Raw genomic sequence first — 26,674 nt, 5'->3', positions numbered from 1 at the left:
GGGGCTTGCCCCCGATGGCGGTGCTTCAGTCAAAATTTCAGTGACTGACACACCGCTATCGGGAGCAAGCCCCCTCCCACATTTTTGACCGCATGTTTCGTCTTGGAAACATCACTTCACAGAACCGCAACAATATCGCTACAAAATACTTAGGCGGCTACCTATCAACCGCCCGCCAGCCCGTATATAAAGTCACCCCATAAATCAGGCAAAAGGACGATTGACCGTCCTTGGGCTTTACTGTTGACACAACTGGTCGCAATTACGCATTTTGTCTCAATTGCGCAGGCTCGGACTCAGGCGCAGCATGTCCAGCCCCGCGTCCACCCAGCGCTCGGCGTCCTGATGCAGTTGAAAGCTTTCAGGCACCAGCAGCCACTGGCCGATAAGGCCGTGGATGTAGGCATGAATGCACACCGCAGCACGGTTGGTATCGAGACTTTCCGGTAATTGCCCGCGATGCACCGCGTTACGCAACGTCAGGCCGATACGCAGGTTGCACTCCAGGCTATGGGCCTGGCGCTGGCGGCGCATGTCACACATTTCATCGGTGAACTCGCACTTATGAAACAGGATCTCGTTGATGCGCCGGGTTTTCGGGTCCAGGGCCACTTGATGATAGAGATGAATCAGCAGCTTGCGCATGCACCCCAACGGGTCGACTTCATCCTCGCTTTCACTCGCCCGGGCCAATTCGTCCAGGGGTTCGTGCAGCGTGTCGAGCAGGGCCTGCAGCAAATCGGACTTGTTACTGAAGTGCCAGTAGATGGCACCGCGCGTCACGCCTGCCAGGGCGGCGATGTCCGCCAGCGTGGTGCGTGCAACGCCACGTTCATAAAAGGCGTGCTCGGCGGCTTGGAGGATTTGGCTGCGGGTTTCCTGAGCTTCCTCTTTGGTGCGACGAACCATGGCAGTAAAACCTCAATCAGAACACTGGGGACTATCGTTAACGCAACGTTAATAGACGTGAACGATCATCTGAATAATTGTGGGACGACACCGTCATGGGCGCCGAACGTACTAAAATCGAGGCTTTGGGCGTTGCTTTGTCAGCATTCCGCCAAGCCTGTCAAGAGTTTACAAACAACCATGAACGTAAGTATATTGCGTAGCAAGCTACTTATCCACTCACGGCTTGTTTTTTACCCTTCCACACTTCTTGTGCGCACTCTGCGCGCCTGACCCGAGGATCTTCATGCAACTTAAGCCAGCTGTTACCGCTCTGGTCACTGCCGTCGCCCTGGCATCGCTGCTCAGCGGATGTAAAAAGGAAGAAGCGGCTCCGCCCGCTCAAACCCCTCAGGTCGGCGTGGTCACCATTCAACCGCAAGCCTTTACCCTGACCACCGAGCTGCCGGGCCGCACCACGGCCTTCCGCATTGCCGAAGTGCGCCCGCAGGTGAACGGCATCATTCTCAAGCGCCTGTTCAAGGAAGGCGCCGACGTGAAGGAAGGGCAGCAGCTCTACCAGATCGATCCATCGGTGTATGAAGCCACGCTCAAGAGCGCCCAGGCCAAGCTGACGCAGACCAAATCGATCACCGATCGCTACAAGCAACTGGTCGATGAGCAAGCCGTCAGCCGCCAGGAATACGACACCGCCGTCGCCAACCGCATGACGGCCGAGGCCGACCTGCAGAATGCGCAGATCAATGTGCGCTACACCAAAGTGTTCGCGCCGATTTCCGGGCGTATCGGCCGCTCTGCAGTGACCGAAGGCGCACTGGTCAGCAACGGCCAGGCCGATGCCATGGCTGTGATCCAGCAGTTGGACCCGATCTACGTTGACGTCACCCAGTCCTCGGCCGAAATGCTGAAACTGCGTCGTGACCTGGAAAGCGGCCAACTGCAAAAATCCGGCGACAACGCCGCCATGGTCAAGCTGACCCTGGAAGACGGCAGCGACTACGGCCAGCAAGGCAAACTGGAGTTCTCTGAAGTGTCGGTCGACCAGACCACCGGTTCCGTGACCCTGCGCGCCGTGTTCCCCAACCCCAACCATGTGCTGCTGCCGGGTATGTTCGTGCACGCCCAACTGCAAGCCGGTGTGAACAGCAAGGCCATTCTGGCGCCGCAACAGGGCGTGACCCGTGACCTCAAGGGCACTCCGACGGCCCTGATCGTCAATGCCGACAACAAGGTCGAGCAGCGTGAACTGGTGGCCAACCGTACCGCCGGCGCCTATTGGCTGGTGGAGAAAGGCCTCAACGCGGGCGACCGGGTCATCACCGAAGGCTTGCAGTACGTCAAGCCGGGCGCCGAGGTGAAAGTCACCGAAGCCGGCAACGCCAAGCCCGCCGGTTCTGCCGCTCCTGCTGCCGCTGCCGCTGCCGGCAAAGGGGAGTAATCCATGTCGAAATTTTTTATCGACCGTCCCATTTTCGCCTGGGTAATTGCCCTGGTGATCATGCTGGTCGGGGCACTGTCGATCCTGAAGCTGCCCATCAACCAATACCCGGCCATTGCGCCAACCGCCATTGATATCCAGGTGACCTACCCAGGCGCGTCCGCACAAACCGTGCAGGACACCGTGGTGCAGGTGATCGAGCAACAACTCAATGGTATCGACAACCTGCGCTATGTGGCCTCGGACAGTAACTCCGACGGCAGCATGACCATCACCGCGACGTTCAACCAGGGTACCAACCCGGACATCGCCCAGGTTCAGGTGCAGAACAAGCTGAACCTGGCAACCCCACTGCTGCCGCAAGAAGTGCAGCAGCAGGGTATTCGCGTGACCAAGTCGGTGAAGAACTTCCTGATGGTGATCGGTCTGGTGTCGGAAGACGGCAGCATGACCAAGGACGACCTCTCCAACTATATCGTGTCCAACATCCAGGACCCGATTTCTCGTACCTCGGGTGTGGGTGACTTCCAGGTCTTCGGTTCGCAGTACGCCATGCGTATCTGGCTCGACCCGGCCAAGCTGAACAACTTCCAGCTCACCCCGGTGGATGTCAGCAATGCCATCAAGGCCCAGAACGTGCAGGTGGCCACTGGCCAACTGGGCGGTCTGCCTGCCCTGCCCGGCACTCAATTGAACGCCACCATCATCGGCAAGACGCGTCTGCAAAGCGCCGAAGAATTCGCCAAGATCCTGATGAAAGTGAATCCCGACGGCTCGCAAGTGCGCCTGGGCGACGTTTCGCGTATTGAACTGGGCGGCCAGAACTACAGCATCAGCGCGCAATTCAACGGTAAGCCGGCGTCCGGTATGGCGATCAAGCTGGCCGCCGGGGCGAACGCCCTGGACACCGGTAAAGCGATCCGCGCCACCGTGGCGTCCCTGGAACCGTTCTTCCCGCCCGGCATGAAAGCCGTGGTGCCGTACGACACGACCCCGGTAGTGACCGAATCGATCTCCGGTGTGGTGCACACCCTGGTCGAAGCGATCGTGCTGGTGTTCCTGGTGATGTTCTTGTTCCTGCAGAACTTCCGCGCCACCATCATCACCACCATGACCGTACCGGTGGTATTGCTGGGTACGTTCGGGATCCTGGCGGCGTTCGGTTTCACCATCAACACCCTGACCATGTTCGGCATGATCCTGGCCATCGGCTTGCTGGTGGACGATGCCATCGTCGTGGTGGAAAACGTCGAACGGGTCATGGCCGAGGAGCACCTGTCGCCCAAGGAAGCGACCATCAAATCCATGGGCCAGATCCAGGGCGCCCTGGTGGGTATTGCCCTGGTACTCTCGGCGGTATTGCTGCCGATGGCCTTCTTCGGCGGTTCCACCGGCGTGATCTACCGGCAGTTCTCCATCACCATTGTGTCGGCGATGGCGTTGTCGGTACTGGTTGCCCTGATCTTCACCCCGGCCCTGTGCGCCACCATGCTCAAGGCGATCGATCCGGAAAAGCACGGCCAACCCAAGCGCGGCTTCTTCGGCTGGTTCAACCGCACCTTCGACAGCGGCGTACTCAAGTACGAGCGCGGCGTGGGCGGGATGATCAAGCACAAGATCCCGGCTTTCATCGTGTATGCGCTGATCCTGGCCGGCATGATCTGGATGTTCACCCGTATCCCGAGCGCGTTCCTGCCTGAAGAAGACCAGGGCGTGATCTTTGCCCAGGTACAGACCCCCGTGGGCGCCTCGGCCGAGCGTACGCAAAAAGTCATCGACGACATGCGCGCCTTCCTGCTGCATGACAAGGAAGGCGAGCCAGGCGAAGGCAAGGCCGTGAAGTCGGTATTTACCGTGAACGGCTTCAACTTCGCCGGTCGCGGCCAGAGCTCGGGCCTTGCATTCGTGATGCTCAAGCCGTGGGACGAGCGTGATTCGTCGCAGTCGGTATTCGAAGTGGCCAAGCGGGCCCAGGGTTACTTCTTCGGGGCCTTCAAGGACGCCATGGTATTTGCCATCGTGCCGCCTTCGGTTCTGGAACTGGGTAACGCCACCGGCTTCGACGTGTTCCTGCAAGACCAGGGTGGTGTCGGCCACGACAAGCTGATGGCAGCGCGTAACCAGTTCCTCGGTGCGGCGGCCCAGAGCAAGATCCTGGCGGGCGTGCGCCCCAACGGCGTGAACGATGAGCCGCAGTACGAACTGACCGTCGATGACGAGAAAGCCAGCGCCCAGGGCATCAGCCTGTCGGACATCCAGCAGACCCTGGCCATCGCGCTGGGCGGCAGCTACATCAACGACTTCATCGACCGTGGTCGGGTGAAGAAGGTGTATGTGCAGGGTGATGCGGCCAGCCGTATGTCGCCGGAAGACCTGGACAAATGGTACGTGCGCGCCGACTCCGGGAAGATGGTGCCGCTGTCGGCCATCTCGTCTGGCAAGTGGATCTACGGCTCGCCGAAGCTCTCGCGTTACAACGGTGTAGCGGCCATGGAAATCCTCGGCACGCCGGCGCCTGGTTACAGTACCGGTGACGCAATGGCGGAAGTCGAGCGCATTGCCAAGGAACTGCCGGCCGGCATCGGCTATGCCTGGACAGGCCTGTCGTACGAAGAACGCCTGTCCGGCTCCCAGGCGCCTGCGCTGTATGCCCTGTCGTTGCTGGTGGTGTTCCTGTGCCTCGCCGCCTTGTATGAAAGCTGGTCGATCCCGATTGCGGTGATTCTGGTCGTGCCGCTGGGTGTGATCGGTGCGTTGATCGCCACCAGCATGCGCGGCTTGTCCAACGACGTGTTCTTCCAGGTAGGCTTGCTGGTCACGGTGGGCCTTGCGGCGAAGAACGCCATCCTGATCGTGGAGTTTGCCAAAGAGCTGCACGAACAAGGCAAGGGCATCGTCGAGGCGGCCATCGAGGCGTCCCGCATGCGTCTGCGTCCGATCATCATGACGTCCATGGCGTTCGTGCTCGGCGTATTGCCGCTGGCGATTTCCACCGGCGCCGGCTCAGGCAGCCAGCATGCAATCGGTACCGGCGTGATCGGCGGTATGATCACGGCAACGGTGCTGGCGATCTTCTGGGTGCCACTGTTCTACGCAACCGTGTCCTCGGCCGGCGAACGTAAAAAGAAAGACACCACTGAAACTCCTAAAGAGGCTGGCCAATGAGCAAGTCGCTACTTTCCTTAGCCGTCACCGCATTCGTGCTCAGTGGCTGCTCGCTGATCCCTGACTACCAGCGCCCCGAAGCGCCGGTAGCGGCGCAGTTCCCGCAGGGGCCGGCGTACTCGTCGGCCCAGGCGCCGGGCCAGGCTGCCGCGGAGCAAGGCTGGAAGCAGTTTTTCCACGACCCTGCCCTGCAACAGCTGATCCAGACCGCGCTGGTGAACAACCGTGACCTGCGCGTCGCGGCCCTGAACATCGACGCTTATGCGGCGCAGTACCAGATCCAGCGTGCCGACCTGTTCCCGGCCGTCTCGGCGACCGGCAGCGGCAGCCGCTCGCGTACTCCGGCGCGGCTGTCGCAGACCGGCGAATCGAGCATCTCCAGCCAGTACTCGGCGGGCCTGGGGATCAGCGCTTATGAGCTGGACCTGTTTGGTCGCGTGCGCAGCCTGAGCGAAGAAGCATTGCAGAAGTACTTCGCCACCGAAGAAGCACGGCGCAGCACCCAGATCAGCCTGGTGGCCAGTGTGGCCAATGCCTACCTGACCTGGCAGGCCGACAAGGAACTGCTCAAGCTGACCCAGGACACGCTCGGCGCGTTCGAGCAGAGCTTCAAGCTGACCTCGCGCAGCAACGAAGTCGGCGTGGCTTCGGCCCTCGACCTCAGCCAGGCGCGCACCTCGGTGGAGAACGCCCGGGTGCAGCTTGCCCGCTATACGCGCCAGGTGGCTCAGGATGAAAACAGCCTGACCCTGCTGCTGGGCACCGGCCTGCCGGCGAATATCGCCAGCAAGCCACTGTCCGATGACCTGCTCAGCGAAGTACCGGCCGGCTTGCCGTCGGACCTGCTGCAACGGCGTCCCGACATCGTTCAGGCCGAGTACAACCTCAAGGCCGCCAACGCCAACATCGGTGCGGCACGCGCGGCGTTCTTCCCGAGCATCAGCCTGACCGCCAGCGCCGGCACCGCCAGCCCGAACCTGGGCGGCCTGTTCAAGGGCGGCTCGGGCACCTGGTCGTTCGCACCGCAGATCAACATCCCGATCTTCAACGCCGGTAGCCTGCGCGCAAGCCTGGACTACTCGAAGATCCAGAAAGAGATCAACGTGGCCAACTACGAGAAGGCCATCCAGACCGGCTTCCAGGAAGTTTCCGACGGCCTGGCCGCACGGGCGACCTACAAGCAGCAACTGGATGCCCAACGTGGCTTCGTCGCCGCCAACCAGGATTACTACCGCCTGGCCGAGCGTCGCTACCGCATTGGGGTGGACAGCAACCTGACCTTCCTCGACGCCCAGCGCCAACTGTTCAGTGCCCAGCAATCGCTGATCACCGACCGCCTGGCGCAGCTGACCAGCGAGGTCAACCTGTACAAGGCCCTCGGCGGTGGCTGGAATGAGCAGACGGCGAAGAACGAGCCGGTGAAAGAAGAAGCACCGGCGCTGAAGTTGTTCTGATAGCCCTGTTGTAAAAAAACCGCTTCCCTCACCGGAAGCGGTTTTTTTATGCCCGGACTTTCATCGCCAACTTGCGTTCGATCACCGCCCACAACCCGCTCTGCCCCACTTTCACCGCCCCCGCAGCACCCAGCACCATGGCGGCCACCTGCATAACCCCAATAACAACAGGTCCGACACCATGAGCACTTTCCATCCGCGCCAGCTCCTGCTGGCCAGCGTTGTCAGCAGTCTTGTCCTCCCCGCTTTTGCCGAAGAACACGGATTTCTCGAAGACGCCAGCGCCAACCTCAACCTGCGCAACTTCTTCTTCAATCGCAATTACACCAACCCGACCAAAACCCAGGGCGGCGCGCAGGAGTGGACGCAAAGTTTCATCCTCGACGCCAAGTCCGGGTTCACTCAAGGCACGGTCGGCTTCGGTGTGGACGTGCTGGGCTTGTACTCGCTCAAGCTCGATGGCGGGCGCGGCACCGGCGGCACGCAGTTATTGCCGCTGGACCACGACGGCCGCCCAGCCGATGCGTTCGGTCGCCTGGGCGTGGCGTTCAAGGCGCGTTTTTCCAGGACCGAAGTGAAGGTCGGTGAATGGATGCCGGTGCTGCCGATCCTGCGCTCGGACGATGGCCGCTCATTGCCGCAAACCTTGCGTGGCGGCCAGATCACGTCGAAGGAAATCGATGGCCTGACCCTGTATGGCGGTCAGTTTCGTGCCAACAGCCCGCGGGACGACAGCAGCATGCGCGACATGTCGATGACCGGCAAAACCGCGTTCACGTCCGATCGCTTCAACTTCCAGGGTGCCGAATACGCCTTCAACGACAAACGCACGCAAGTCGGAGTGTGGAATGCCCAGCTCAAGGACATCTACCGCCAGCAGTTCGTCAATCTGATTCACAGCCAGCCCGTGGGCGACTGGACCCTGGGCGCCAACCTGGGGTTCTTCTACGGCAAGGACGACGGCAGCGCCCGGGCAGGTGAGCTGGACAACAAGACCTGGTCAGGCCTGTTCTCCGCCCGTTACGGCGGCAACACCGTCTATGTCGGCCTGCAAAAACTCACCGGCAACAGCGCCTGGATGCGTGTCAACGGCACCAGCGGCGGCACCCTGGCCAACGACAGCTATAACTCAAGCTACGACAACGCCGAGGAAAAATCCTGGCAGGTTCGCCACGACTACAACTTCGCGGCGCTTGGTGTACCCGGCCTTACCTTGATGAACCGCTATATCAGCGGCAGCAACGTGCACACCGGCACGGTGACCGACGGCAAGGAATGGGGGCGCGAAAGCGAATTGGGCTACACCGTACAAAGCGGCAGCCTGAAAAACCTGACCCTGCGCTGGCGCAACTCCAGCATGCGGCGTGACTACAGCAACAATGAGTTCGATGAAAACCGGTTGATCGTCAGCTACCCGATAAGTCTGCTGTAAACCGGCGCCGCAGTTACTGTATGGTGCGCGCCTGCCGCTGCTGATCGCCCCAGCAGCGGCCTCTCATTCGAGCCCGCGCACAGCATGAAAACCTTCGCCTCAGCTATCGCCGTGTTCGCCCTGGCCCTGAGCCTAGGCGGCTGTATCGGCTCGCCCATCGCCCTGACGCCGCAGACCGAGCAACGCCTGCAGGCCCGGGCGCCGATCCGCTTCCTGCTGACCTTCGATGACGGCCCCAGCGCCTCGGGCTACAACAATCCGAGCCGTTCGGTGGTGGCCGATCTGGCTCATAACCCGATATTGGCGGGGATCAAGGCCGTGTTCTTCGTGCAGACCGAAGCAGCTCGCTCAGGTGGCAGCGCGCGGGGCCGCAAGACCCTGGTGCGCGAGTATGCCGCCGGCCATGTGCTGGCCTTCCACACGGCGACGGCGTTTCATACCAATCATCGCTGGCTCAATGACGCCGAGCTGGAACGCACCCTGACCCAGGGCGCGGCGGACATCGCCGCCATCACCGGCACGCCGCCCCTGCTGGTGCGGCCACCGTTCTGGAACTACGACCACCGCACGTTCGCCGCCTACCGACGCCACGGCATGCAGGTCCTGTTGACCGACCTGAGTGCCAACGACGGCAAGATCTGGGGTTTCAATGGCAGCCCACGCCGCCGCGCCAACCTGTACCGGCAGCTGTCAGTGGTGCGTGAGCGCATCGCGGCGGGTGAGTTGCCGACGGTGGACGGCGTGATACCGGTGGTGGTGACCTTCCATGACATCAACCGCTACACCGCACGGCATCTGCAGGAGTACCTGCAGATCCTGATGGACAGCGCCCGCATCAACGGCCTGAAGACCGCCGCCGAGCCCTTCTACACCGACACCGCCACCCTGCAACGCGCGGCGCTGGCCCGCACGGTCAAGGAGGTGAACGAGCCGGTGCATCTGCCGGGGGTGTGGAATTGGCTGTGGGATGCCGATGCCAACTGACTTTTACAGTCAATAAAAATCCCCTGTAGGAGCGAGCTTGCTCGCGAAAAACGTCAACGATAACGCGTACTTTCTGAATGAACGCGGTGCCTGTGAGTTTTTCGCGAGCAAGCTCGCTCCTACAGACGGCATTGGGGCAAGCCCCCTCCCATATTTTGAGCGCATTTCAACTCAGGGTTGGCGCGACTCGATACCCAACTCATCCCACACCGACTCGGCCAGATGAAACGTCGCATTCGCCGCCGGTATCCCGCAATAAATCGCGCTTTGCATCAGCACTTCCTTGATCTCGGCGCGGGTCACGCCGTTGCTGGCGGCGGCACGTAAATGCAGCTTCAACTCTTCGGTGCGGTTCATGCCGATCAGCATCGCGATGGTGATCAGGCTGCGGGTGTGCCGTGGCAAACCCGGGCGGGTCCAGATATCGCCCCACGCATGGCGAGTGATCATCTCCTGAAACTCGCTGTTGAACTCGGTCAGGGCATTGAGGCTGCGCTCCACATGGGCGTCGCCCAGCACTTCACGGCGCACTTGCAGCCCCTCGGCATAACGTTGTTTCTCGTCCACGAAAAGCTCCTCAGCGACCCAGCAGAAATTCAATCACGCGGTCGCTGAACGCAGCGCCGGCTTGTACATTGGACAGATGCGCCGCATAGAACTCGGCGTATTCGGCGCCCTTCACATGGTTCTGGATAAAGTGACCGCCGGCCGGGGGTGTCACCGCGTCTTCCGTGCCGGCAATCACCAGGGTGGGCACTTTGATCGACGCCAACTGATGACGGAAATCCGCATCGCGCACCGCCGCACAGTTGGCGGCATACCCTTGGGGCGAGGTGGCCGCGAGCATGTCGGTGATCTGCTCGGCCTGGTGGGGGTTGGCCGCGGCAAAATCGGCGGTGAACCAGCGTGCAATTGAGGCATCACGCAGTACAACCATCGCCGCCGCGCCATCGCGCAACACCGTTTCGATACGCGGGTTCCACACCTCAGGCGTGCCGATCCTGGCAGCGGTGTTGCAGACCACCAGGCGATCGAGCCGCGTGCCGGCGTTGATGCCTAACCACTGGCCGATCAACCCGCCCATGGACAACCCACAGAAATGGGCACGTTGGATGCCCAGCGTATCCAACAGCGCCAGCACATCCTGGCCCAACTGTTCGATGCTGTAGGGCCCCTCGGTGACCAGGGATTTGCCATGGCCGCGAGTATCGAAACGCAGCAGGCGAAAATGCTGGGTGAATGCCGGCACCTGGATGTCCCACATATGCAGGTCAGTACCCAGGGAGTTGGACAGCACCAGTACCGGTGCATCGGCGGGCCCATCAAGTTGGTAATGCAGTTCGCCCTCGGCGAGTTGTACGAAAGCCACAGCGTTCTCCTTACGCAGTCAATGCAAAGTGTTCGGTCACGGCGCGGCTGACCCAGGTAGAGGCCTGGCCCAGGTAGTTGGCCGGGTCGAGCAGACGGTCCAGTTCGGCCGACGACAACTGGGCGGTGACCTGCGGCTGGTCCGCCAGCACGGCACGCAAATGCCGCTGCTCGGCGACCGCGCGTTTGCAGCACTGCTCCAGCAAGTGGTGCGCGGTTTCACGGCCCAGGCGCTGAGCCAGCACGCTGCTGACGGCTTCGGCCAGCACCAGACCCTGGGTCAGCTCTAGATTGCGGGCCATGCGCTCGGCATCCACCTCCAGCTCCTCACTGACCAGCAGCGCCTGTTCCAGTGCCCCCGAGACCAATCGGCAGATCTGCGGCAAGGTTTCCCATTCGGCGTGCCACAGTCCCAGGCTACGCTCGTGCTCCTGGGGCATCGCACTGAACATCGTCGCCACCAGGCCGGGTACGCGGGTCGCGGCGCTGATCAGCACGGCGGCGCCGACCGGGTTGCGCTTGTGCGGCATGGTCGAAGAGCCGCCCTTGCCCGGCGCGGAGGGCTCAAACACTTCCGCCGCTTCGGTTTGCATCAACAGGCTGATGTCGCGGCCGAGCTTGCCAAGGCTGCCGGCGATCAGGCCAAGCACGCTGGCAAACTCCACCAGACGATCACGTTGGGTGTGCCACGGCTGCTCGGGCAGGCTAAGTTGCAGCTCGGCGGCCAAGGCCTGCGCCACCGGCATGGCCTGCTCGCCCAGCGCAGCCAGGGTGCCCGAGGCACCGCCAAACTGCAGCACCAGCAAACGCGGTTTCAATTCCACCAGGCGCTGGCGACTGCGCGTCACCGCGCCCAGCCAGCCGGCGATCTTCATGCCCAGGGTGACGGGCGTAGCGTGTTGCAGCCAGGTGCGCCCAACCAGAGGGGTCGATGCATGCCGCTGCGCCTGGGCCGCCAATACATCGCCCAGGCGCGCCAGGTCCGCTTCGATCAGCTCCAGCGCGCGGCGCAATTGCACCACCAGGCCGGTGTCCATCACATCCTGGCTGGTTGCCCCCAGGTGCACATAGCGCTCGGCCCCGGCGTCTTCAGCGGCAATCAATTTGCCCAGTGCCTTGACCACTGGAATCGCCGAATTACCCGCCGTGGCAATCGCCACACTGAGCGCATCCACGTCATACAGCGATGCCAGGCAGGCCTGGGCAATCGGCGCCACGGCGGCCTGCGGGATCAACCCGACCTGGGCCTCGGCCCGGGCCAGCGCGGCCTCGAAATCCAGCATGCCCTGCAGGCGCCCCTGGTCACAGAACACCTCGGCCATGCTGTCAGCGGTGAAATAGGCGTCGAACAGTTGGTTGCTCGTGCGCAGTGTCATAACTCATCCCTTACAAATCGTGATGCAGGTACGCCGCCTGTTTCGGCAGGCGCAAGCTGAACAGGAACGCCACGGCCATCATCGCGGTGACGTACCAGTAGAAAGTGTTTTCCATACCGATGGACTTCAGGCTCAACGCAACCACTTCCGCCGAACCGCCGAACACCGCGTTGGCCACGGCATACGCCAGGCCCACGCCCAAGGCGCGCACCTGGGGTGGGAACATCTCGGCTTTGACCAGGCCACTGATGGAGGTATAGAAGCTGACGATCGCCAGTGCCAGCGTGATCAGCACAAAAGCCAGGAACGGACTGGTGACGGTTTTCAGGGTAAGCAGGATCGGCACCGTGAACAGCGTGCCGAGGCCGGCGAACCAGAGCATGGAATTGCGCCGGCCGATCTTGTCGGCGAGCATGCCGAACAGCGGCTGCATGCACATGTACAGAAACAGCGCGCCGGTCATGATGTAGCTGGAGGTCTTGGCGTGCATGCCGACGGTGTTCACCAGGTATTTCTGCATGTAGGTGGTGAAGGTATAGAAAATCAGCGAGCCGCCGGCGGTGTAGCCCAGCACAGTGATGAAGGCTTTGCCGTGGTCACGGAACAGCGCGACGATACTGCCGGCGTCCTTGTCCTCGCGCATTTCCTTGCTGGTGGTTTCCTTGAGGGTGCGGCGCAGCAACAGGGAGATCACCGCCGCGATGGCGCCGATCACGAACGGAATGCGCCAGCCCCAGGCACGCAATTCCTCTTCGGTGAGGATCTGTTGCAGGATCACCACCACCAGCACCGCCAGCAGTTGCCCGCCGATCAGGGTCACGTACTGGAACGAGGCGAAGAAACCGCGCTGGCCCTTGAGCGCCACTTCGCTCATGTAGGTCGCGGTGGTGCCGTATTCGCCCCCCACCGACAAGCCCTGGAACAGCCGCGCCACCAGCAGCAACGCCGGGGCCCAGGCGCCGATATCCTTGTAGGTCGGCAGGAAAGCGATGACCAGGGAACCGGCGCACATCATCAGCACCGAGATCATCATGGAATTCTTGCGGCCATGTTTGTCGGCCACCCGGCCAAACAGCCAGCCGCCGATCGGACGCATCAGGAACCCGGCGGCGAACACGCCGGCGGTGTTGAGCAGTTGGACGGTGGGGTCGTCCGAGGGGAAAAAGGCCGGCGCAAAGTAAATCGCGCAGAAGGCATAGACGTAGAAGTCGAACCATTCGACCAGGTTGCCGGAGGAAGCACCGACAATCGCAAAAATCCGTTTGCTGCGTTCTTCTCCGGTGTAGTGACTGGTTTTTGTTGTCATGGTTTTTACTCAGTGGGAACGGTTATAGCCTAGACATACTTTGCAACAACCGTGTCATGCAAGCAGACTTTTGGGTATGCAGTGCCTGGGAGGGCCTCATCGGGGGCAAGCCCCCTCCCACATTGGATCTATGTGAACCCGATCAAGTGTGGGAGGGGGCTTGCCCCCGATAGGGCCCTACAGCCAACTCAATAATCGAAAAACACCGTTTCCCTGTCTGTCCCCTGCAAAACCACATCCCACTGATAAACCCCAGCCGCATCCTGCCTGGCAATCAACGTACCGCGACGCTGCGCCGGCACACACGCCAGCAACGGGTCATCCCCATTCAACGCCTCACCGTCAAAATAAATCCGCGTCAGCAAGTGCTTCACCAACCCCCGCGCAAACACCAGCACCACCAGATGCGGCGCCTGGGTCGTGCCTTGAAGCCCGGGCACACTGCCCGGCTTGATCGTAGTAAAGCGGAAGCGCCCCTCGGCATCTACCGGCACGCGGCCAAAGCCTTCGAAGTTGGGATCCAGCGCTTTGTCCTGTTCGTCTTCCGGGTGGTCGTACTTGCCGGCGGCGTTGGCCTGCCAGACCTCAAGCATGGCGTCGTTGACCACATCGCCGTTGCCGTCCACCACCTGCCCGCTGATCGCCACGCGTTCGCCCAGGGTGGCGGCGACCGTCAGGTCTTCGCGGTTCAGCCAGGTCAGGCCGATGTGGTAATACGGCCCGACGGTGTGGGACGTGGTTGCGTAAAGGCTCATCTCATTTCTCCATCGGCGTGGCGTCGCGGCCGCGCAGGACGATGTCCCAGCGGTAGCCGAGGGCATAGGAAGGAATGGTTTTTTCCAGATCGAAGCTTGCGATCAGGCGTTGCTTGGCGCTGGTGTCCGGCACGCAGTTGTAGATCGGGTCGTATTCGAGCAGCGGGTCGCCGGGGAAATACATTTGCGTGACCAGCCGTGTCAGCACGCTGGGGCCGAACAGCGAAAAGTGGATATGCGCCGGGCGCCAGGCGTTGTGGTGGTTGCCCCACGGGTAGGCGCCGGGCTTGATGGTCTGGAATTGGTACCAGCCCTCGGCGTCGGTGACGGTGCGCCCGGTGCCAGTGAAGTTCGGGTCCAGCGGCGCATCGTGCAGGTCGCGCTTGTGGTTGTAGCGACCGGCGGCGTTGGCCTGCCAGATCTCCACGAGGATGCCCGGCACCGGCAGGCCGTTTTCATCCAGTACCCGCCCGTGAATGATGATGCGTTCGCCCTGGGGCTCGCCCTCATGCTGGGCGGTCAGGTCGTTGTCTGTCTCGCTGACGCGCTCGGCGCCGATGGTCGGGCCGGTGATTTCCGACAACGAATGGGGCAGAAACACCAACGGCTGCGAGGGCGAACGCAAGTTCGTCGACTGGTAGGCCGGGTGCAGGTAGTCAGGTTGAGTGCCCGCGTGCGGGCGCCGATAACCGGGCTTGTCATTCATGCAGCAATCCTCTGTTGTTAGACGCGTTCAATCGCCAGGGCCAGGCCTTGGCCCACGCCCACGCACATGGTCGCCAAGCCTTTGCGCCCGCCGGTTTTTTCCAGCTGGTGCAGGGCTGTCAGTACCAGCCGCGCACCGCTCATGCCCAGGGGGTGCCCCAGGGCGATGGCGCCGCCGTTGGGGTTGACCTGCGGCGCGTCGTCGGCGATCCCCAACTCGCGCAGCACGGCCAGGCCCTGGCTGGCGAAGGCTTCGTTGAGTTCGATCACGTCAAAATCGGTGACCGCCAGACCGAGGCGCTCCACCAGCTTGCGCACCGCCGGCACCGGGCCGATCCCCATCACGCGCGGGGCGACGCCGGCACTGGCCATGCCCAACACCCTGGCGCGGGCGGTGAGTCCGTGTTTTTTCACCGCGTCGGCCGAGGCCAGAATCAACGCGGCGGCGCCATCGTTGACGCCCGACGCGTTGCCGGCGGTGACGCTCTTGTCCGGGCCGTTGACCGGCTTGAGTTTGGCCAGGGCCTCAAGGGTGGTGTCCCGTGGATGCTCATCATGCTCCACCACGGTTTCGCCTTTTTTATGGGCCACCCGCACCGGCACAATCTCTTCGGCAAAGAAGCCGGCGGCCTGCGCGGCAGCGGTACGTTGCTGGCTGCGCAGGGCAAAGGCGTCCTGGTCGGCGCGCGAAACATTGTAGTCGTCGGCGACGTTATCGGCGGTCTGCGGCATCGCGTCGACGCCGTATTGGGCTTTCATCAAGGGGTTGATAAAACGCCAGCCGATGGTGGTGTCTTCCAGCTTCATGGTGCGTGAAAACGCCGCATCAGCCTTGCCCATCACGAACGGCGCACGGGACATCGACTCGACGCCGCCGGCAATCGCCAGCTCCATTTCGCCGCTGGCAATCGCGCGAAAGGCCGTGCCGATGGCGTCCATCCCCGAAGCGCACAGGCGATTGAGGGTCACGCCGGGAATACTCTCCGGCAGGCCCGCCAGCAGCAGCGCCATGCGTGCCACGTTGCGGTTGTCTTCGCCGGCCTGGTTGGCGCAGCCGAGGAACACTTCATCCACGGCGCTCCACTCCACCGTTGGGTTGCGTTCGATCAACGCCTTGATCGGCAGGGCTGCCAGGTCATCGGCGCGCACCGTAGACAGGCCGCCGCCGAAGCGGCCGATGGGGGTGCGAATGGCGTCACAGATAAAGACATCGCGCATCAGGCTTCTCCCGGTGCTTGGCCATGAGCGGCTGCGGTGCGTGCTTCGAGGTCACGCAGGGCGCTCAGCTCAACCTCAGTCGGTTCGGCGGTCACCTCGACCTGGTCGGCAAAACGAATGGCCCAGCCGGTCGCCGCGACCACTTGCTCGCGGGTCACCCCAGGGTGCAAGGCAGTGACCACGAACTCATGGCTGCCCGCTTCCGGCTCCATGATGCACAGGTCGGTAATGATGCCGACCGGACCGGCACCCGGCAGCCCCAGGCGCTTACGCGAATCCCCGCCTTCGCCGTGGCCGACCGAGGTGATGAAGTCCAGCTTGTCGACAAACGAACGGGACGACTGTTTAAGGATGATCAACACGCTTTTGGCGGAACCGGCAATTTCCGGCGCGCCGCCGGCACCCGGCAGACGTACCTTGGGCTGGTGATAATCGCCGACTACCGTGGTGTTGATATTGCCGAAACGGTCAACCTGGGCCGCGCCGAGAAAGCCGACGTCGATACGCCCGCCCTGCAGCCAATAGCGAAAGATCTCACCGGTGGGCACCACGGTGTCGGCGGTCTCTGCCAACTCGCCATCCCCAATGGACAGCGGCAACACCGACGGCTTGGCGCCAATCGGGCCGGACTCGTAGATCAGCACCACGTCAGGCGAGGAGGTCAGGCGCGCCAGGTTGGCCGCCTTGGACGGCAGGCCGATGCCGACGAAGCACACCGAGCCATTCTTGAGGCGGCGTGCGGCGGCGACGGTCATCATTTCATTGGTAGAGTAGGTCATTACTTGGCCTCCTGCGCGCTGGCCAGCCTGGCCTGGAACTCGCTGAAATCAGCAGTGCCGTGGATGTATTCGTCGATCCAGGCGGTAAAGGTCCCACGGTCGCGGGCAATCGGGTCCCACGCCTGGTAGAAACGGTTATCCCGCTCGTTGTAGCCATGGGCGTAGGACGGATGCGCGCCACCGGGCACATGGCACACGGCGGTCAGGGCCCAGGTCGGCAATACGCAGCTGTTCATCGGCGCGTTCAGGTCGTCGACGATTTCCTCGACGGTGACGATGCAGCGCTTGGCCGCCAGGGCCGCTTCCTTCTGCACGCCAAGAATGCCCCATAGCAGCACGTTGCCCTTGCGGTCGGCCTTCTGCGCATGGATTACCGTTACATCCGGGCGTACCGACGGGACGGCCGCCAGCACTTCGCCAGTAAACGGGCACGTGACGGTCTTGATCAGCGGGTTGACCTTGGGCAAGTCGGAACCGGCGTAGGCCCGCAGCACCGCAAACGGCAGGCCGGAGGCGCCGGCGACGTAGGCGTTGGCCAGGTCGGCATGGCTGTGTTCTTCGATCTCCAGCGGCTGCGGCCACTGCTTTTCCACGGCGTCGCGCAGACGATGCAGGGAACCCACGCCCGGGTTGCCGCCCCAGGAGAAAATCAACTTGCGCGCACAGCCGGCGCCGATCAACTGGTCGTAGATCAGGTCAGGCGTCATACGCACCAACGTCAGGTCTTTCTTGCCCTGACGAATGATTTCATGACCTGCGGCGGTGGGGATCAGGTGAGTGAAGCCTTCGAGGGCGACGGTATCGCCGTCGTTCACGAAGCGCTTGACCGCATCGCGCAGGGTGAGAATTTCAGCCATGGGGTTGGGCTCCCGGTGTTGATCGAAAAAGGCGCTGAGGGGGGCGCCGAAGTGCTTGAAGATTAAGCCGGGGGAATGGGTCGAACAATCCGATAATCGACTCAGCGTTCGATTATCGAACGCATTATTGCCTGGCTAATTTCTTGACCGCAGATGATCCAATGTGGGAGGGGGCTTGCCCCCGATAGCGGTGTATCAGCCAGCAATTATCAGGCTGACCCACCGCAATCGGGGGCAAGCCCCCTCCCACACTTTTAACCTCGCCAGAGGTCAGGTCGCATCGGCGTGGCTGACCATGCCCTTGATCAGCACCGCTGCCGTGGCCAACCCCGCCGGAATCACCAGCGCCGTCAGCACCTGCTCGAAGTTCCAGCCCAGGCCCAGCAAGGTAGCGCCCATCCACGCACCGAGAATCGCGCCGAAACGGCCAATGCCGAGCATCCACGACACGCCGGTGGCGCGGCCCTGGGTGGGGTAGAAGCGCGCAGCCAGGGAGGGCATCGCCGATTGCGCACCGTTGACGCACATCCCGGCAATCAGCACCAGGGTCGCCAACAGGGTGATATTGCCCAGGCTCTGCCCGACCGCGTAGGCAAATACCCCCGCCAACAGGTAGAAGGTGCCAATCACCTTGTGCGGGTTGAACCGGTCCATGGCCCAGCCCACGCCGACGGCGCTCAATACGCCGCCGAACTGGAACAAGGCGCCGATAAAGGCGGCCTGCTCCATGCTGGCGCCACTGTCGCGCATCAGGGTTGGCAGCCAACTGGTGAGCAGGTACACAATCACCAGGCCCATGAAATAGGTGAGCCACAGCAGCAGCGTGCCGGCGCTGTAGGTACCGGAAAAAATCACCGCGAACACGTTGCGCGCCTTGACGGTCTTTTGCTCCGGCACGCTGAAGCCGCTGGCCTGGGCGACGATACCTGGCTCAATCGGTGACAGGGTCTTGCGTACCTTGTCGGTGCCACGGTTGCGCACCACCAGGTAGCGCGCCGACTCCGGCAACCACACCAACAGCACCGCGGCCAGGATCAACGGCAGGATGCCACCGATCAGCAGCAGGCTGTGCCAGCCGAACGCCGGGATCAGCTTGGCCGAGATAAACCCGCCACCGGCCATGCCCAGGTTGAAGCCGCAGAACATGCTGGTGACCAGCAACGACTTGTGCCGCTCGGGGGTGTATTCCGACAGCAGCGTGGTGGCATTCGGCATGCCGGCACCCAGGCCCAGGCCCGTCAGGAAACGCAGCACCAGCAATTGGTCGACATTGCTGCTGTAGGCCGAAGCCAGGCTGAAGGCACCGAACACCAGCACTGCGCCCACCAGCACCCCTTTGCGCCCGAAGCGGTCGGCCAGCGGGCCGGAACCCAGCGCGCCGAAGACCATGCCGATCAACGCGGCGCTCATCACCGGGCCGAGGCTCGCGCGGTCGATGCCCCAATCCTGGGACAGCGCGGGTGCGATAAAGCCCATGGCGGCGGTGTCGAGGCCGTCGAGGAAGACAATCAGGAAGCACAGGATCACCACGCGCCACTGGTAACGTGACAAGGGCTGGGCATTGATGAAGGACTGCACGTCCAGGGTAGAACCGACAGATGGCTGATTCATTATTTTTATTCCACACCGATGGCGGGCCAGCGACCTGGGGTCGCCATTATTATTGGAGCGCGCCCTGAAGCGCTGCCGCACATTAATAAGCCAGGGGAAACAGCGTCAATTGATCACGCCGGGTTCTGTGCGGTCACCGAACACTCAGGCGAAAAGTTGCATGCTCAGCTCGCGGCTGGCGCTGAGCATGCTCGGCAGGAACCGCTGCTCCAATTCGCTGCGGCTGACCCGCCCGGCATGGGTGCTGACATTGAGCGCGGCCAACACCTGGCCGGATGCGTCGTAAACCGGTACGGCGATCGAACGCAGGCCCTGCTCCAGTTCCTGATCGACGATGCACCAACCCTGCTGACGCACCTGTTGCAGGCATTCGAACAACGCTTCGGGCGTGGTCAAGGTGCGACTGGTCTTGGTTTGCAGGTCGGCGTGGTCAAGGTAATCCCGCAACGAGGCGTCATCCAGGGCGGCCAGCAGGATGCGGCCCATGGAGGTGCAGTACGCCGGCAAGCGCCCGCCCACGGAAAGGTCTACGGAAATCAGGCGCTGGGTGGTGGCCGAGCGGGCGATGTAAAGAATGTCGTCACCTTCAAGGGTCGCCATGTTGCAGGCTTCGTGAAGCTGTTCGCTCATGCGGTCCAGATAGGGCTGGGCCGACACGGCCAAGGGGGTCGACGATAAATAGGCGTGGCCCAGGGTCAGCACCTTGGGCAGCAACGAGTAGGTACGGCCATCGGTGGTGGCATACCCCAGCTTAATCAAGGTATGCAGGCAGCGGCGCACGGCGGCACGCGGAATTTCGGTGCGATGGCTGATCTGGGCGATGGTCAGGTGACGCTTGCGCTCCTGAAACGCCTGCACCACGGCCAGGCCACGGGCCAGGGAGGTCATGAAGTCTGGATCGCCCGTGAACGCCTGGATGCGCTTGGCCGGTGATGCCACGATCGGCGGCGCCACCGACGCGAAGGAGTTGCGCAATTGATCGTTCATTTCAGGGATCCTTTTTCTTGTTTTCAACCACAGAAGGGCTGGCTGCTATTACAAGCCGCACGGTGAGCGATGCACAAGGCAAGGGCGGCAACATTGGGCGATTATCGGACGATGATTCGATTATCGCAATTCTCGGTTGCCGAGCCTGGCACAGTACGCTGTCCGGTAAAAAGCGGCTGCCTGAGGGAATATGTTCAGCCAACACTTACGTTGTGATGTAACAAAACTCGCACATGAAGTTGAGGCTTTTTAAATTTATGCCGATAGCGTTCTTCAAATGCGTCGCTATAATGCAGCCTGTACAGAGGTCAGCCCAATTCGGTTATTGGGATCGGAGCTCGCCCGGCGCCGCATCCCGTGCGCAGGGTCGATTAAAGCAGTGGATTGAAAAAGCGATCTCAGGTCCCTACTTAAACTTGAACAGGGCGTCTGTTCAAGTATGTACACCCGAGGCGCCTTTTGGCATGAAGTTGTACCCTTATTAAACTCAACTCAATTAGGTAACACTGTGACGAAAGATGAACTGCGCGCGGAACTTGAGCGCCAGGAGCAACGTTACAAGGACGTTTACGGCGGGGAAGTCACCACCTACGCCGCCCAGCCTGAGCCGGAACGTAAGCCCTGGCGCAAGCGCGCCAGCCTGCTGGACCAGGCATTCGCCCAGGAAATCCAGAAGATCGAGCAAGAGCTCAAGGCCGAAGAGCCCTAGGGCGAGTTGAGCCCCCAGGCTTTACGGTCTGTGCCGGTCATCACCTGCGAAGGGCAGCGACCTTCAAAACCACTGGTCGGCGCCCTACTGCTGCTAACGAAATTTCATACAAATGTTTCACACATGACATTTTTGTGTCGAAACCGTGTTTTTTCGCGCCCTGGCTTTACAAATCAAGCACTTGCCAAAGCCCCGAAAACCCTGGGATGCGCCTGCGCAGGCCGGTTTTTTTCACGCTGGATTGTTACCGATGAGCAGCTAATGCATCGATTACCGAGGTTTTCTGGCATAATCGCGCCCCCTTACGACCGGGTCAGAAAACCTTCATGATCGATTTATTCAGCGGACTGGATGCTTGGGTTCTAGTGAGCCTGTTGCTCGCCCTGGCCTTTGTCCTCGCCTTCGAGTTCATCAATGGCTTTCATGACACCGCTAACGCGGTGGCCACAGTCATCTATACCAAGGCCATGCCGCCGCACCTGGCGGTGTTCTTCTCCGGGGTGTTCAACTTCCTCGGCGTGTTGCTCGGCGGTGTGGGTGTCGCCTACGCCATCGTGCATCTGCTGCCGGTGGAGTTGCTGATCAATGTGAATACCGGCCATGGTTTGGCGATGGTCTTCTCATTGTTGGCGGCGGCAATCACCTGGAACCTGGGCACCTGGTACTTCGGTATCCCCGCCTCCAGCTCTCACACGCTGATCGGCTCGATCCTCGGTGTGGGCCTGGCCAACGCCCTGATCAACGATATTCCCCTGGCTGACGGTGTGAACTGGCAGAAAGCGATTGATATCGGTGCGTCCTTGGTGTTCTCGCCGATGGCCGGCTTTCTCGTGGCAGCCTTGGTGCTGATTGGCCTGAAGTGGTGGCGCCCGCTGTCGAAGATGCACAAGACCCCGGACCAGCGCCGCAAGCTTGACGACAAGAAGCACCCGCCGTTCTGGAACCGCCTGGTGCTGGTGATTTCGGCCATGGCGGTGAGCTTCGTGCACGGCTCCAACGATGGGCAAAAAGGTATCGGCCTGATCATGCTCGTGCTGATCGGTATCGTGCCGGCGCAGTTCGTGCTCGACCTGGGCAGCACCACCTACCAGATCGAACGTACTCGCGATGCCACCGTGCATTTGAGCCAGTTCTACCAGCGCAACAATGCCACGCTCGGCGAGTTCCTGGCCCTGGGCAAAAGTGTGAAGGACGATCTGCCGGGCAAGTTCCAATGCAACCCGCAGCAGACCGAGCCGACCATCAACGCGCTGGTTGATACGCTCAAAGGTGTTTCCGACTACCACGCGTTGAGTGCCGACCAGCGCATCGAAGTACGTCGTTACCTGCTCTGCCTGGACGATACCGCCAAGAAAGTCGGCAAGCTGCCTGGCCTGGATGCGCGTGAGAAGTCCGACCTCGACAAGCTGCGCAAGGACTTGACCGCCACGACCGAGTACGCGCCGTTCTGGGTGATTCTCGCGGTCGCACTGGCCCTGGGCCTGGGCACCATGGTCGGCTGGAAACGCGTGGTACTGACCATCGGCGAGAAGATCGGCAAGCAAGGCATGACCTATGCCCAAGGCATGTCGGCGCAGATCACCACCGCCACCATGATCGGCTTCGCCAATATCTTCGCCCTGCCGGTGTCCACCACCCACGTGTTGTCTTCCGGCGTGGCCGGTACCATGGTCGCCAACAAAAGCGGCCTGCAAGGCGGCACCGTCAAGACCATCCTGATGGCTTGGGTATTGACCTTGCCGGCAACCGTAGGCCTCTCGGCCGGGTTGTTCTGGCTGGCGTCCTGGGCGCTGGGCAGCTGATCAGTCGCCTGCAATGAAAAAGGTGCGATTCGCGAGAATCGCACCTTTTTTTATGGCCTGATAATCGCTCCCACGCTCTGCGTGAGAACGATAGGCAAAAAAAAGGGCGACCGAAGTCGCCCAAAATGCCTTGCGTGCCCTGTAACCCGGAAAAACCTAAGGTTTTTTACGCTTGTTTGCGTCTTTCCAGATAAAAAATCCGAATCCAACAAAAAACAGCACCATGAGGCTTACGGTCAGCACTCCGGCAAATACCACATTATCGATAAACATGACCGGCCTCCTGCACTTGCCCTGTTGCGATAGGGCTAAGTTAATGGAGAAGGCGGAATGGAAAATTGACGGGGATCAATGTCGCCCGCGACGGGGCGTAAAGAAGGGCAATAACTGACCTGGATCAATCAAGGCCAGTTGATTCAACGTTTTTTCGGCTTGTTCTTCGACTTCTTCTTGGCTTTACCCAAGGGCATCGCCTGTTCAAACGCCTGGCGCACTTCGTTCAGGCGTTTGTCATTAAGGTCATGCACGCGCTTGGCGCGTTCGGCATTCAGGTCGATCAGCTTGTCGTCGTCACTCATGGCTTGGCTTACGTTATGGCGGGAATGCCCAATAATGCGGTCTCCCGCGCCCGACGGCAAATCAGCGGGCGACAAAATGCAGGGCATCGACCAGAATCGGCACCTTCCTTCCTCCCCAGGAGACGCAATCCGGTGGCACTGCACAAGGACCTTCCTCCGTTGCTGGCCCTGCGCGCCTTTGAGGCTGTGGCGCGGCACTTGAGCTTTATCAAGGCGGCAAATGAGTTGTCGGTAACCCAGAGCGCCCTGAGCCACCACGTGCAGAAACTTGAGCAACACTTGGGCAAACCGCTGTTTATCCGGCGCACACGTGCGATAGATCTGACGGTGGACGGCCAGCATTACTACAACGAAATCCGCCCGGCCCTGGATGCCATTGCAACCGCCACCCGCCACCAAAAAGCAGTACCCGGCCCCAGCCTGCTGCGCGTCGGCTTGCTGGCGTCCTTCGCCACGCTGTGGCTGGCGCCGCGTCTGGCCGAGTTTCTCAATCGCTACCCGCATATCCAGGTTGAATTGCTGCCCGCCATTCAATTGGCCAACGTCGCCGGTGCCGAGGTTGACCTGGCCATCCGTTACGGCAAGGGCGACTGGCCCGACGTGCACGCCACGCGACTGATGACCGAAACCCTGTCACCGGTATGCAGCCCGGCCTTCAAGGCCGTCCAATCCCACGATAGCCCGCTGTTGATGGCCACCTCACACCGCCCGTTCGAGTGGACGGATTGGTCGCAGCATTATCAGGTCGACCTTGAGCGCCACCCTCGCGTGATGCTGCATGACTACAACATCGTGGTCGAAGCCAGCGTGGCCGGCCAGGGAATCGCCATGGGCCGCCATCGCCTGATCCAGCGCAAGCTTCGCGACGGCAGCCTGGTGGAGGCGTTCGACTGGCCGCCTTACCACAGTGAGATCGGCTACTGGCTGATCACGCCTCACAGTCCGCCGAGTGAAGCGGCGGCATGTTTCATTCAGTGGCTGCAGGAAACCTGCGCCGACGCATGATTTTTTTCGATGCGTCGGTTGAGATCTATCCGTTTGTCGGCCACCGGCGCAGCCAACATGCTGGAACCTCCCCCCTCAAGAGGTTGCATCATGAGCGACTCCATCCGTCAACGCGTTCACGCCCTTGGCCTGACACTGCCGACTGCCAGCCAACCGGCGGCCAACTACATCAACCATGTCGTCAGCGGCAACCAACTCTTCATTTCCGGGCAAATTCCCCTGCTCGATGGCACGCCCGCCTATGTGGGCCGCGTGGGCGACACGCTGGATGATCAACAAGGCGCGCAGGCAGCAGAACTCGCGGCACTGGGCCTGCTCGGGCAACTGAGCGATGCCCTGGGCGATGACCTGTCGCGCGTGGTGCGCATCGTGAGGCTGGGGGTATTCATCGCCTGCACCGCCGATTTCCAGCGCCAGAGCGCGGTCGCCAATGGCGCGTCGAACCTGTTGGTCAACGCCCTCGGTGATAAAGGCCAGCATGTGCGCACCGCCGTCGGCGTGAGCAGTTTGCCGGCGGGCGTGGCCGTGGAAGTCGACGCCATTGTCGAGTTGCAACCGTGACCCCGCTGGCCATCCAACAACTGCGAGCAGCCACGCCCGGCTGCCAGGCCGGCACCGTGCACTTCAATCATGCCGGTGCTTCTCTGCCCAGCCAGGCCACCCTCGACGCCATCGTCGCGCAACTGCAACGCGAAGCCCAGGACGGTCCGATGGAGGCTGGCGAACATGGCGCCGTGCTGGTGGAGCAGGCCCGTCACGCCGCCGCGCAATTGCTCAATGCGCCCGCGTCCTCGATTGCCTTCGCCAGCAGCGGCTCGACGGCCTGGAACCTGGCGTTCCAGGCCCTGGGCCCATGGCAGCCAGGTGACCGCATCCTGGTCGGCCGGCATGAATGGGGCGGTAACCTGGCGAGCATGGCAATAGCCGTGCAAGCAGGTGCCCGAATCGACGTCATCCCCTGCGACGCGGCCGGCGCAGTGTGCCCGGTGGCGCTGGAGGCGATGATCGACGCCGACGTGAAGTTGATCAACCTCACTTGGCTGCCGGCCAACGGTGGCCTGATCAACCCTGCCCAGGCCATCGGCGAAGTGGCGCGGCGTCACGCCATCCCCTACTTTATCGACGCTGGCCAGGCGCTCGGCCAGGTGCCTGTGGATGTGCAGGCGCTGCACTGCGATGTGCTCAAGTGCGCCGGCCGCAAGCACCTGCGCGGGCCACGGGGCACGGCACTGTTGTATGTAAGACCGGCGTTTTTGCAGCGCCTGAATCCCGCCCAGCGCGATGTACTTTCAGCCCCCTGGGCCGCTGCAGGTTTCGATGTGCGCAACGACGCGCGGCGCTTCGAGACCAGCGAAGCGTCCTTTGCCTTGCTGGCCGGACTCGGCAATGCCTTGCAGGAGATCAACCAACTGGGGATAGAAGCGGTATGGGAAAGCGTCTCGCGCACCAGCGCGCGAATCCGCGAAGGGCTGCGCCAGATCCCGGGGATTTCCTTGCATGACATGGGCACGCTGCAGTCCGGACTGATCGCCTTCAACCTGAGCGGTTGGGACGCCTTCGAACTCAAGCAGCGCCTGGGCTTGCAGCGCATCAACATCGGCGCCAACGGTGTGGCCTACACACCACTGGACATGCAAGCGCGCGGGTTGGACAGCATTGCGCGAATCTCCGTCAGCCCACTCAACGACGACCGGGACTGCGCGTTACTGCTGGAGGCCTTGCGAGCACTGCGCGACTAAACCTCGATGTCGACCCATAAGCCCTGGCGTGGCGCGTCTTCAATCAGCGGCGCCACCGGCACGGTGTTGTCGGCGTTGAGCAGATCGCCGGGAATCGGCAGGTGCTGCTCAGGGTCGTCGCCGGCTTCACGCTGACGTTTTTGCTGCTCTTGCTGGCGGCGTTGTTCCTCGCGCAGCAGAAAGGTCGATTGCTCCGCATCGCCCTTTTTCAAATCGATGGTGCTCTCGTTGGAGCCCGGTTGAACCGGCATGACGGGCGGGATATCCGGCTTCTGGCGCACCGGATCGAGTTGCGACGTGACCGGCACGACACTGACGGGCAGCATGGGTGGCAACATAATCTTGATTCTCCTGATCAACAGGCTGTCGGCGCGCCCCAGGGCGACTTGAGCGCGCGCTCGCCAAGCTGTGACCCAGTCGACAGTTGTGAGTGCCCGCCACCCGTCGATTTAGCCGGCAGGCGTGCGCACCAACCCAGTAGTTTTCGTCAGAGTCCT

26 protein-coding genes are annotated in these 26,674 nt (G+C 61.9%); 10 read left to right on the top strand and 16 right to left on the bottom strand.

Translation table 11 applies throughout. The annotated features are described in order from the left end of the window. Positions 1–276: 276 nt before the first annotated feature. Positions 277–909, bottom strand: a complete 633-nt coding sequence (locus BOP93_RS06805) for a TetR family transcriptional regulator (RefSeq protein ID WP_104502007.1) — start codon at positions 907–909, stop codon at positions 277–279. A 286-nt stretch (positions 910–1,195) separates the two neighbouring features. Here BOP93_RS06805 and BOP93_RS06800 point away from each other — a divergent pair, with 286 nt between their 5' ends. From BOP93_RS06800 to adeC, 3 genes are read left to right on the top strand one after another with little or no spacing between them, the layout of a single operon-like run. After that, positions 1,196–2,347: an efflux RND transporter periplasmic adaptor subunit gene (locus tag BOP93_RS06800; RefSeq protein ID WP_104502006.1), complete on the top strand. Its 1,152-nt coding sequence runs from the start codon at positions 1,196–1,198 to the stop codon at positions 2,345–2,347. A gap of 3 nt (positions 2,348–2,350) precedes the next feature. Beyond that, positions 2,351–5,512 (top strand): efflux RND transporter permease subunit, encoded by a 3,162-nt coding sequence (locus BOP93_RS06795; RefSeq protein ID WP_104502005.1) that lies wholly within the window; start codon positions 2,351–2,353, stop codon positions 5,510–5,512. Further along, positions 5,509–6,966 (top strand): AdeC/AdeK/OprM family multidrug efflux complex outer membrane factor, encoded by a 1,458-nt coding sequence (adeC, locus tag BOP93_RS06790; protein ID WP_104502004.1) that lies wholly within the window; start codon positions 5,509–5,511, stop codon positions 6,964–6,966. Before BOP93_RS06795 ends, adeC begins: the two co-directional genes overlap by 4 nt. Positions 6,967–7,012: 46 nt before the next feature. Here adeC and BOP93_RS27585 read toward each other — a convergent pair whose 3' ends face one another. Next, the gene (locus tag BOP93_RS27585; RefSeq protein ID WP_167400611.1) at positions 7,013–7,162 is read right to left on the bottom strand and encodes a hypothetical protein; all 150 of its coding nucleotides are present in this window, start codon (positions 7,160–7,162) and stop codon (positions 7,013–7,015) included. Here BOP93_RS27585 and BOP93_RS06785 point away from each other — a divergent pair. Together BOP93_RS06785 and BOP93_RS06780 are read left to right on the top strand one after the other, a co-directional pair. Continuing rightward, a complete protein-coding gene (locus BOP93_RS06785) occupies positions 7,148–8,398 on the top strand; it encodes an OprD family porin (protein WP_104502003.1) in 1,251 nt (416 codons plus the stop codon). The two genes, BOP93_RS27585 and BOP93_RS06785, sit on opposite strands and share 15 nt — an antisense overlap. A gap of 84 nt (positions 8,399–8,482) precedes the next feature. Then, entirely contained in the window at positions 8,483–9,382 is a 900-nt protein-coding gene (locus tag BOP93_RS06780) for a polysaccharide deacetylase family protein (RefSeq protein ID WP_104502002.1), read from the top strand. Positions 9,383–9,553: 171 nt separating this feature from the next. Here the strand turns inward: BOP93_RS06780 and pcaC are convergent, their stop codons facing one another. The 11 genes from pcaC to pcaR form a co-directional block, all read right to left on the bottom strand. Further along, positions 9,554–9,949, bottom strand: a complete 396-nt coding sequence (gene pcaC, locus BOP93_RS06770) for a 4-carboxymuconolactone decarboxylase (protein WP_065893425.1) — start codon at positions 9,947–9,949, stop codon at positions 9,554–9,556. 10 nt (positions 9,950–9,959) lie between these two features. After that, positions 9,960–10,751 (bottom strand): 3-oxoadipate enol-lactonase, encoded by a 792-nt coding sequence (gene pcaD / locus BOP93_RS06765; protein ID WP_104502000.1) that lies wholly within the window; start codon positions 10,749–10,751, stop codon positions 9,960–9,962. Between the two features lie 10 nt (positions 10,752–10,761). After that, positions 10,762–12,126: a 3-carboxy-cis,cis-muconate cycloisomerase gene (locus BOP93_RS06760; RefSeq protein WP_104501999.1), complete on the bottom strand. Its 1,365-nt coding sequence runs from the start codon at positions 12,124–12,126 to the stop codon at positions 10,762–10,764. Between the two features lie 10 nt (positions 12,127–12,136). Then, positions 12,137–13,432 (bottom strand): MFS family transporter, encoded by a 1,296-nt coding sequence (locus BOP93_RS06755; RefSeq protein WP_065886164.1) that lies wholly within the window; start codon positions 13,430–13,432, stop codon positions 12,137–12,139. A 188-nt stretch (positions 13,433–13,620) separates the two neighbouring features. Then, entirely contained in the window at positions 13,621–14,187 is a 567-nt protein-coding gene (pcaG, locus tag BOP93_RS06750; protein WP_065886163.1) for a protocatechuate 3,4-dioxygenase subunit alpha, read from the bottom strand. A gap of 1 nt (position 14,188) precedes the next feature. Next, on the bottom strand, positions 14,189–14,893 hold the full coding sequence (gene pcaH, locus BOP93_RS06745) for a protocatechuate 3,4-dioxygenase subunit beta (protein ID WP_104501998.1): 705 nt from the start codon (positions 14,891–14,893) through the stop codon (positions 14,189–14,191). A 17-nt stretch (positions 14,894–14,910) separates the two neighbouring features. Next, entirely contained in the window at positions 14,911–16,113 is a 1,203-nt protein-coding gene (pcaF, locus tag BOP93_RS06740; RefSeq protein WP_176717566.1) for a 3-oxoadipyl-CoA thiolase, read from the bottom strand. Then, complete coding sequence (locus BOP93_RS06735) at positions 16,110–16,889, bottom strand: CoA-transferase subunit beta (protein WP_065936434.1); 780 nt, start codon at positions 16,887–16,889, stop codon at positions 16,110–16,112. Before BOP93_RS06735 ends, pcaF begins: the two co-directional genes overlap by 4 nt. Further along, positions 16,889–17,746, bottom strand: a complete 858-nt coding sequence (locus BOP93_RS06730) for a CoA transferase subunit A (protein WP_065886159.1) — start codon at positions 17,744–17,746, stop codon at positions 16,889–16,891. Before BOP93_RS06730 ends, BOP93_RS06735 begins: the two co-directional genes overlap by 1 nt. Positions 17,747–18,016: 270 nt before the next feature. After that, a complete protein-coding gene (locus BOP93_RS06725; RefSeq protein WP_104501997.1) occupies positions 18,017–19,357 on the bottom strand; it encodes an MFS transporter in 1,341 nt (446 codons plus the stop codon). A 144-nt stretch (positions 19,358–19,501) separates the two neighbouring features. Then, on the bottom strand, positions 19,502–20,344 hold the full coding sequence (gene pcaR, locus BOP93_RS06720; RefSeq protein ID WP_104501996.1) for a pca regulon transcriptional regulator PcaR: 843 nt from the start codon (positions 20,342–20,344) through the stop codon (positions 19,502–19,504). A 508-nt stretch (positions 20,345–20,852) separates the two neighbouring features. On the opposite strand from pcaR, the gene BOP93_RS06715 reads away from it, so the two are divergent. Together BOP93_RS06715 and BOP93_RS06710 are read left to right on the top strand one after the other, a co-directional pair. Next, a complete protein-coding gene (locus BOP93_RS06715; protein ID WP_003172389.1) occupies positions 20,853–21,053 on the top strand; it encodes a hypothetical protein in 201 nt (66 codons plus the stop codon). Between the two features lie 326 nt (positions 21,054–21,379). Further along, entirely contained in the window at positions 21,380–22,855 is a 1,476-nt protein-coding gene (locus BOP93_RS06710; protein WP_057723136.1) for an inorganic phosphate transporter, read from the top strand. A gap of 156 nt (positions 22,856–23,011) precedes the next feature. On the opposite strand, the gene ccoM is transcribed toward BOP93_RS06710, so the two are convergent. Next, the gene (gene ccoM / locus BOP93_RS28035; RefSeq protein ID WP_017530457.1) at positions 23,012–23,128 is read right to left on the bottom strand and encodes a cytochrome c oxidase subunit CcoM; all 117 of its coding nucleotides are present in this window, start codon (positions 23,126–23,128) and stop codon (positions 23,012–23,014) included. 143 nt (positions 23,129–23,271) lie between these two features. Continuing rightward, complete coding sequence (locus BOP93_RS27580) at positions 23,272–23,433, bottom strand: hypothetical protein (protein WP_090408332.1); 162 nt, start codon at positions 23,431–23,433, stop codon at positions 23,272–23,274. A gap of 132 nt (positions 23,434–23,565) precedes the next feature. On the opposite strand from BOP93_RS27580, the gene BOP93_RS06700 reads away from it, so the two are divergent. The 3 genes from BOP93_RS06700 (at position 23,566) to BOP93_RS06690 (ending at position 26,177) form a co-directional block, all read left to right on the top strand. Next, entirely contained in the window at positions 23,566–24,438 is an 873-nt protein-coding gene (locus BOP93_RS06700; protein ID WP_104501995.1) for a LysR substrate-binding domain-containing protein, read from the top strand. Positions 24,439–24,528: 90 nt separating this feature from the next. Beyond that, on the top strand, positions 24,529–24,999 hold the full coding sequence (locus BOP93_RS06695) for a RidA family protein (RefSeq protein WP_104501994.1): 471 nt from the start codon (positions 24,529–24,531) through the stop codon (positions 24,997–24,999). Then, positions 24,996–26,177: an aminotransferase class V-fold PLP-dependent enzyme gene (locus BOP93_RS06690; RefSeq protein WP_104501993.1), complete on the top strand. Its 1,182-nt coding sequence runs from the start codon at positions 24,996–24,998 to the stop codon at positions 26,175–26,177. The genes BOP93_RS06695 and BOP93_RS06690 overlap by 4 nt, the downstream gene beginning before the upstream one ends. Here the strand turns inward: BOP93_RS06690 and BOP93_RS06685 are convergent. Beyond that, positions 26,174–26,515 carry an aspartate-semialdehyde dehydrogenase gene (locus BOP93_RS06685; protein ID WP_104501992.1) on the bottom strand — a complete coding sequence of 114 codons (342 nt, stop codon included), beginning with the start codon at positions 26,513–26,515 and terminating at the stop codon, positions 26,174–26,176. The two genes, BOP93_RS06690 and BOP93_RS06685, sit on opposite strands and share 4 nt — an antisense overlap. Positions 26,516–26,674 lie beyond the last annotated feature (159 nt).

The organism is Pseudomonas orientalis (genome assembly GCF_002934065.1).
GTDB classification, from domain to species: Bacteria; Pseudomonadota; Gammaproteobacteria; order Pseudomonadales; family Pseudomonadaceae; genus Aquipseudomonas; species Aquipseudomonas orientalis_A.
This window is presented reverse-complemented; position numbering and strand designations above follow the sequence as displayed.

Coding starts and splice junctions, on each gene's coding strand:
- BOP93_RS06795 (WP_104502005.1), top strand. CDS start 2,351: ATGTCGAAATTTTTTATCGACCGTCCCATTTTCGCCTGGGTAATTGCC.
- pcaH (WP_104501998.1), bottom strand. CDS start 14,893: ATGAATGACAAGCCCGGTTATCGGCGCCCGCACGCGGGCACTCAACCT.
- BOP93_RS06725 (WP_104501997.1), bottom strand. CDS start 19,357: ATGAATCAGCCATCTGTCGGTTCTACCCTGGACGTGCAGTCCTTCATC.
- BOP93_RS06735 (WP_065936434.1), bottom strand. CDS start 16,889: ATGACCTACTCTACCAATGAAATGATGACCGTCGCCGCCGCACGCCGC.
- BOP93_RS06780 (WP_104502002.1), top strand. CDS start 8,483: ATGAAAACCTTCGCCTCAGCTATCGCCGTGTTCGCCCTGGCCCTGAGC.
- BOP93_RS27585 (WP_167400611.1), bottom strand. CDS start 7,162: ATGGAAAGTGCTCATGGTGTCGGACCTGTTGTTATTGGGGTTATGCAG.
- BOP93_RS06710 (WP_057723136.1), top strand. CDS start 21,380: ATGATCGATTTATTCAGCGGACTGGATGCTTGGGTTCTAGTGAGCCTG.
- BOP93_RS06755 (WP_065886164.1), bottom strand. CDS start 13,432: ATGACAACAAAAACCAGTCACTACACCGGAGAAGAACGCAGCAAACGG.
- pcaG (WP_065886163.1), bottom strand. CDS start 14,187: ATGAGCCTTTACGCAACCACGTCCCACACCGTCGGGCCGTATTACCAC.
- pcaR (WP_104501996.1), bottom strand. CDS start 20,344: ATGAACGATCAATTGCGCAACTCCTTCGCGTCGGTGGCGCCGCCGATC.
- BOP93_RS27580 (WP_090408332.1), bottom strand. CDS start 23,433: ATGAGTGACGACGACAAGCTGATCGACCTGAATGCCGAACGCGCCAAG.
- BOP93_RS06685 (WP_104501992.1), bottom strand. CDS start 26,515: ATGTTGCCACCCATGCTGCCCGTCAGTGTCGTGCCGGTCACGTCGCAA.
- BOP93_RS06800 (WP_104502006.1), top strand. CDS start 1,196: ATGCAACTTAAGCCAGCTGTTACCGCTCTGGTCACTGCCGTCGCCCTG.
- BOP93_RS06695 (WP_104501994.1), top strand. CDS start 24,529: ATGAGCGACTCCATCCGTCAACGCGTTCACGCCCTTGGCCTGACACTG.
- adeC (WP_104502004.1), top strand. CDS start 5,509: ATGAGCAAGTCGCTACTTTCCTTAGCCGTCACCGCATTCGTGCTCAGT.
- ccoM (WP_017530457.1), bottom strand. CDS start 23,128: ATGTTTATCGATAATGTGGTATTTGCCGGAGTGCTGACCGTAAGCCTC.
- BOP93_RS06730 (WP_065886159.1), bottom strand. CDS start 17,746: ATGGCTGAAATTCTCACCCTGCGCGATGCGGTCAAGCGCTTCGTGAAC.
- BOP93_RS06785 (WP_104502003.1), top strand. CDS start 7,148: ATGAGCACTTTCCATCCGCGCCAGCTCCTGCTGGCCAGCGTTGTCAGC.
- BOP93_RS06805 (WP_104502007.1), bottom strand. CDS start 909: ATGGTTCGTCGCACCAAAGAGGAAGCTCAGGAAACCCGCAGCCAAATC.
- BOP93_RS06760 (WP_104501999.1), bottom strand. CDS start 12,126: ATGACACTGCGCACGAGCAACCAACTGTTCGACGCCTATTTCACCGCT.